The organism is uncultured Campylobacter sp. (assembly GCF_937997465.1).
Lineage (GTDB): Bacteria > Campylobacterota > Campylobacteria > Campylobacterales > Campylobacteraceae > Campylobacter_A.
Map to the genome: position 1 here is coordinate 1 of NZ_CALKTQ010000280.1, position 6,307 is coordinate 6,307.

Consider the following 6,307-nt stretch of genomic DNA (forward strand, 5'->3'; position numbering starts at 1 on the left):
AATGGGTGCGGAGAAAAAGACCGCGAAAAGGACGCCGCCGGGCTGGAATCGGTATGCGGTATCCGGAATATCAACCTTGTGTTTCCGCACGGGAGCGTTACCGCGCTGACCGGAGAAAACGGTGCCGGTAAAACGACGACGTTTTATATGATATGCGGGCTTATCTCGCCATCTAGCGGCAGCGTGTTTTTAGACGGCGCAGACGTGACGAAGGTGCCGCTACACAAGCGCGCTCATATGGGGATCGGCTATCTGCCGCAAGAATCAAGTATATTTAAAGATCTCTCCGTCGAGGAAAATTTACTGCTCGGCGCCGAGATATTATATAAAGACGAAGCCGTCCGCGAGAAAAAAGTAAATGAAATGCTAAATTTGCTAAATATCGAGCCGATACGCTTGCGAAAGGGCGTGAGCCTAAGCGGCGGCGAGCGCAGACGCTGCGAGATCGCTAGAAGCCTCATCATCACGCCTAAATTTTTGCTTCTGGACGAGCCCTTTGCCGGCGTCGATCCGATCGCCGTTAGCGACATACAAAGCATCGTTCGCGACCTAAAAAAACTCGGCATCGGCGTACTCATCACCGACCACAACGTCCGCGAGACGCTAGCCATCTGCGACCGCGCCTACGTGATCAAGGACGGTAGCCTGCTAGCTAGCGGCAGCGCGAACGAAGTCGCGAATAACAAACTCGTGCGCACCCACTATCTGGGCGAAGAGTTTAAATTTGTAGAATAATGCTAAAGCAAACTCAAGCTCCCAAAAATAAGCTCTCGCACACGTTAAGGTCGTGGCTGCCGATACTAAGCAGCAGCGTAGAGGAGCTAAAGGAGACGCTTGAGCCGTTTTTAGCGGATAATCCGTTTGCTAGCGTGCAGCAGCGAAATTTAAGCGAGCTACCCAGTGCCGCACCATCCAAAAAAGATAAAAATTTCTTCAAAGAAATATCAAAAAACAGCGTAACCGATAGTATCGAAAGCTTTAGCGTGGCTAAAACGGGGCTTTACGACAAGCTAATCGAGCAGATAGATAAGCCGCTGTTGCCGACCGAAAAATCCCAAAAAATCGCGATGAAAATCATCGAGTGTATAAACGAGGAGGGCTACTACGAACCTGAAGTATTTGACGAATTTAGCGAGGCGGAGATCGAGTCGGTGCGAAAGCGCTTTGCCTACCTCGAGCCCGCTGGCATCGGCGCAAAGGACTACAAAGAGAGCTTTTTGTTTCAGCTTGAGGAGCTAAATTTGGACGAGAAGCTCTTTGAAAGCGCAAAAAAGCTTGCGTTAAATTTCGAAAACCTCTCCCAAATGCGCAAAATCCCGCTCTATAATGAAGCTCTCGCCGTCATCAAGAGGCTAAAAAATCCACCCGCTATCGAGTATATGAGCGAGGCTGCTGCGATCATCCCAGACATCGTCATCGACACGAGCTCGGGCGGTATCGAGGTGCGCATCAACGACGACTTTTACCCAGAGATCGTCATCGACGTCGAGGGGCTTGACGAAAAAGAGAGCTTCGTCGCCTCGCGCGTAAAAGAGGCGAAAGACCTCATAGACGCGCTTGATATGCGAAAAGCCACGCTGCGAAAGATCGCCCTTATGCTAGTGGAGTATCAGTACGATTACTTTTTTGGCGGCGACATCAAGCCCATGCGCCTAAAGGACATCGCCGAGGATCTGGGGCGAAACCCATCGACCATCTCGCGTGGCATATCAAACAAATACCTCGAGTGCTCACGCGGCCTAGTGCCCATAAAGAGCTTTTTCTCCGCCGCAATCGACGAGGACGTCTCAAACAAGGCCATCAAGGACTTCGTAGCAAATCTCGTCCGAAACGAAAATCCTGCCAAGCCGCTTAGCGATCTAAAAATTTTGGAGTTTATAAAGAATGAATTTAACGTCGAGGTCGTCCGCCGCACGATAACAAAATACCGTCTCGCGCTAAATATCGGTAGCTCCAGCGAGCGTAAAAAGACCTATTTGCTGCAATCGGGGAAGTAAATTTAACCAAATGAGCGCAAATTTGCGATTAGTGTCAAATTTGAGCGGGTTTTAGATACGGCTTATGCTTTTAAATTTTGCAATAATAATGTATAGATTAGCGATGTCGTAAAAAATACTCTAAAAAAGGCGATAGCGGCCAAAATGCAAACTTGATTTAGCGTTAAATTTGCCCAAATTTGAAAAATAAATTTTACTCCGCTCCCGCTTCAAGCTCCTTAAAATAAGGCTTCAAACTCTCATAGGCGTTTTGGATGCGCTGAAACTGCGTTTTGCACTCGTCCAAAAGCTCGGGGCTAAGCGCGGCGTGAAAGTCGGGATGATAGGCTTTAACTAGCTCCAGATAGCGGTTTCGCACCTCCTCGAAGCTATCGTTTTTATCGCATCCAAGCACCGCAAAATGATCCTCAAAAAGGCTAGCTAGCGCGGCAAATTTGGCCTCGTTTTTCTTGGCGCAGATTTTGATGCGTTTTTTAAATTTTTCCAATTCCTCTTCGCTATAGTTAAAGATGATCGAAAATTTCATGTATTCGCTTTTATTAAACAGCTCTTCCAGGCGCGCGCACTCGCCCAAATTTGCGATATTTAGGGCGATTTGACCCTCGGCGGATAAAATTTGCTTTGACTCAAAGCCTCTAATTATGTGCGAGATGAAGGCTTCATTTGAGCGATCGAAGCTAAATATCGCGCCGCCCCGCACGAAGGCGACATCGACGAAAACCATGGCTTTGAGCGAGTTTGGTTGGATGTAGTGGAGTTTGATGGTTTTATACTCGGCGAAGTTTAGATTCACGTTTTTTAGCTCGTATCTTTGGCAAAGTTTTTTTAGAAATTTGACGAAATATTTGCGCTGAACCTTCTCGTTTTCGTCGTAAAACGACATCACTTTGCCTTTTTGTCCCAGTGTCTTGGCGAAGTTTCGCTTGATGAGCGCTTGCAGCTCGAAAAACAGATCGGCGTCTGATGTTTCTATGCTTAGAGATTCTAGATTTTGACTTACTTTTATCAAATTTTGCCTTTATAAAACGCATTTGAAAGCATTTTTTATTCCGCTTTTTCCCACACTGGCATTTCGTCTAGCGGGACGTATTCGCATAGGCGCTCGTAGGGCTTGTAGTCTGCTTTGTAGGCTAGGCTAGGGCAGTCTTTGACGTAGTAGCCTAGATATATCCAGCGTAAATTTAGCTGCTGTGCGAGTAAAATTTGCTGATAGAGCGAGTATCTGCCGATGCTAAGATCTGCAAAATCAGGATCGTAATAGCAATAAACCGCCGAGATACCGTCGCTAAGGACATCGACCAGATCGACGCCGATGAGCCGGCCGCTGGCAAAATACGCAATCTCCTTGCCAAACTCCGCATGCCCTGCGACGTAGAGCTCATAGTAGCGGCGAAAGTCCAGCTCGTAGTACTTCCACTCGCGCTTTTCTTGCATAAATTTATGGTATTTTTTGTATAGCGCCACGTGCGCGTCGTCTAGGAGCGGCTTTGTTAGGATGATTTTGGTGTTTTCGTTTTTGCGTATAGTGCGGCGGGCGGATTTGCTAAATTTAAAATTTAGCGCATCAACCCTGATATTTACGCACTCGCGGCACCCTGCGCAGTTTGGCTTGGAGAAATATTTGCCAAAGCGCCTAAAGCCGTGCCTAGCTAGAGCGTCGTTTACGGCAAAGTCGCAGCCGTCTATGTAGCGATACTCCATGCGTGAGTCCCTGTCCTTTAGGTAGGGGCAGGGGCTAGGTAGGGTGGAAAACGGCACGACTAGCACTTTTTGATATCCGCGTCCTTGACGTAGGCTAGAAACTCGTCGCGCAAATTTTGCTCTTTGTGTGCGATGGCTTCTTCTTTGCTGAAGGTTTTTGGTTCAGGCTTTAAATTTTGCTTCGCGGCGTTTTTGGCGGCTGAATTTGAGCTCAAATTTGCATTTTGTTCCTTTTGAAGCTCTTTTTTTATATCCTTTAAACTATCGAAAAAATCATTCATCCGCGTGCTCCTCTTTAAATTTCCTAGCGTCTTTTACTCTTTGTATCGCGGCGGCGATGGCGGCGATAACCTCTTCGTTGTCTTCGTTGTCTTTGGTTTTCATCTTTTCTAGCAACGTAGGCATCTTGTTTTCGACGTAGGACGTATCAAAAAATCCTCGCCTAAAGTCGCGCTCCTTGCTAATACTGAGCAAAAATGGGATCGTAGTTTTGACGCTGCCCTCGATCGTAAACTCATCCAGCGCGCGTTTTAGCTTATTTACGGCTAGGTCGTAGCTAGGCGCACGCACGATGAGCTTAGCTAGCAAGCTATCGTAAAACGGCGGTATCTGATAGTCTTTATACAGGTGGCTATCCACGCGAACGGAAGGGCCTAGAGCAGGGTAGTAGCCGGTGATTTCGCCTGGGCTTGGGATGAAGTTTTGCCATGCGTCCTCTGCGGTGATACGTGCCTCGATCGCAAAGCCTTGCGTGATGACGTCGCTTTGCTCCATGTCTAGGATCTCGCCCGCTGCGATACGAATTTGACGCACGATGAGATCCACGCCCGTGATCTCCTCGGTCACACCGTGTTCGACCTGGATGCGGGTGTTCATCTCCATAAAATAAAAGTTGTTGTAATCATCGAGTAAAAACTCGATCGTGCCGGCGTTGGTGTAGTTTACGGCCTTTGCCGCGGCGACTGCGGTCACGCCCATGCTCTTTCGCAGACTTTCGCTCATCGTCGGACTAGGCGCTATCTCGAGGATCTTTTGGTGGCGGCGCTGGATTGAGCAGTCTCGCTCTGCTAAGTGGATGATGTTGCCGTATTTGTCGCCTAAAATTTGAAACTCAATGTGGCGCGGATTTACGACGTATTTTTCCATGAAAACTTCGTCGTTGTTAAAAAACGCCTTAGCCTCGCGCGTGCAGCTTTCAAAGCTAGATTCTAGCTCTTCTTCTTTCCACACTACGCGGATACCGCGTCCGCCGCCGCCGCCGCTAGCTTTTAGGATGACGGGATAGCCGATACGTTCGGCGTAGAGTTTGATATTTTCTATCGTTTCGTTGTTTAGCTTTTCGGTGCCGGGCACGATAGGGATGCCGTTTTTATTCATCAGATAGCGTGCGATGTTTTTGTTGCCCATTTTGCGGATGACGTCGGCGGTAGGCCCGATGAAAACCAGCCCAGCGTCCTCGACCTCTTTGGCAAATTCGTAGTTTTCGCTCAAAAATCCGTAGCCCGGGTGTATCGCGTCTGCGCCGCATGCTTTTGCGACCTCGACTATGCGCTTGGCGTCCAGGTAGCCCTTGATCGGATCGATGCCGATCTGGTAGGCCTCGTCGGCTATCTTGACGTGCAGGCAGTCTTGATCGGGCTTGGTGTAGATAGCGACGTTTTTGATGTGTAGGTCTTTGCAGGCTCGGATCACGCGAACGGCGATCTCTCCGCGGTTTGCGATCAAAATTTTATGTATCACTTGGCTTTCCTTTCTTATCGTTTTTTGAATTTTACTCTTTTTTGCTTGCTGATGCTTGAATTTTGCTTTTTTAGAACATGATCTTTGCATGCAGTCTTTAAATTCGCTATTTTTGCTATTAAATTTTTAGCTTGTACTGCCTTTATCTATATATTTTAATGCTCGGTAGCCAGGCGCGCTTATTTTTAATTAAATTTGCTACATAAGATAACATAAAGATTTTTATAGATGGTTAAATGTGGCAAATTTAGTACATAAATTTGAAATTTGATGGCCTTACGGCAAATTTTGATGTAGTAGGGTGGGTAAAAAACGAAATTTTTGCAAATATATCAAAAATTAGAAAGATTTAAGAAACCTTTGGCTATACTTCACATTTCTTTTAAAGTGCGCTCGTAGCTCAGCTGGATAGAGCATTTGATTGCGGTTCAAAAGGTCAGGGATTCGAATTCCTTCGAGCGCACCATTTATTCATTTATAATTAACCCTTTTTCACAGATCTTTTTTATTTATCCTTGCTTTTCTTTTGGTTATATTTTCTTGCTTTAAGTGGTTTTGCATATAAATTATATGAGCAAAAACTTTTAGAGATAAAATTTAAATCGTTAGATCTTGAGTAAATTATTGCTTTGTCTTTTAAATTTTCTTGCGGCTTACTAAAAACAATCATTTAATTCTTATCTTGGATAAAAAATATAAAAACTACTCAATTTTTATGATACATAGTTTAATGCTTATAATAATAGGTCAAAAAGTAAAATGCAGACTATTTTTGCTATTTTGTATTGAAAACTATAATTTTCAAATAAATATTTATATCTCTTTTGTATTGCCTCAGTATCTTTAACAAATACCGAAAATACGGTATT

General features: G+C 45.6%; 6 protein-coding genes and 1 tRNA gene. 3 read left to right on the forward strand and 4 right to left on the reverse strand.

The window, feature by feature from the left end:
- Nucleotides 1-60: 60 nt before the first annotated feature.
- Both lptB and Q0546_RS09225 read left to right on the forward strand, forming a co-directional pair.
- The gene (gene lptB / locus Q0546_RS09220) at nucleotides 61-735 is read left to right on the forward strand and encodes an LPS export ABC transporter ATP-binding protein (protein WP_298792437.1); all 675 of its coding nucleotides are present in this window, start codon (nucleotides 61-63) and stop codon (nucleotides 733-735) included.
- Nucleotides 735-1,997, forward strand: coding sequence for an RNA polymerase factor sigma-54 (locus tag Q0546_RS09225; protein ID WP_298792430.1), 1,263 nt, complete (start codon nucleotides 735-737; stop codon nucleotides 1,995-1,997). The genes lptB and Q0546_RS09225 overlap by 1 nt, the downstream gene beginning before the upstream one ends.
- 193 nt (nucleotides 1,998-2,190) lie before the next feature.
- Here the strand turns inward: Q0546_RS09225 and Q0546_RS09230 are convergent, their stop codons facing one another.
- From Q0546_RS09230 to Q0546_RS09245, 4 genes are read right to left on the reverse strand one after another with little or no spacing between them, the layout of a single operon-like run.
- Nucleotides 2,191-3,006 (reverse strand): adenylosuccinate lyase, encoded by an 816-nt coding sequence (locus Q0546_RS09230; RefSeq protein WP_298792432.1) that lies wholly within the window; start codon nucleotides 3,004-3,006, stop codon nucleotides 2,191-2,193.
- A 35-nt stretch (nucleotides 3,007-3,041) separates the two neighbouring features.
- Entirely contained in the window at nucleotides 3,042-3,764 is a 723-nt protein-coding gene (locus Q0546_RS09235; RefSeq protein ID WP_298792434.1) for an arginyltransferase, read from the reverse strand.
- Complete coding sequence (locus tag Q0546_RS09240; RefSeq protein WP_122873882.1) at nucleotides 3,758-3,979, reverse strand: hypothetical protein; 222 nt, start codon at nucleotides 3,977-3,979, stop codon at nucleotides 3,758-3,760. Before Q0546_RS09240 ends, Q0546_RS09235 begins: the two co-directional genes overlap by 7 nt.
- Nucleotides 3,972-5,438 carry an acetyl-CoA carboxylase subunit A gene (locus Q0546_RS09245; protein WP_002950241.1) on the reverse strand — a complete coding sequence of 489 codons (1,467 nt, stop codon included), beginning with the start codon at nucleotides 5,436-5,438 and terminating at the stop codon, nucleotides 3,972-3,974. The genes Q0546_RS09240 and Q0546_RS09245 overlap by 8 nt, the downstream gene beginning before the upstream one ends.
- A gap of 389 nt (nucleotides 5,439-5,827) precedes the next feature.
- Here Q0546_RS09245 and Q0546_RS09250 point away from each other — a divergent pair.
- A tRNA-Arg gene (locus Q0546_RS09250) sits at nucleotides 5,828-5,904 on the forward strand.
- The last annotated feature ends 403 nt before the right edge of the window (nucleotides 5,905-6,307 follow it).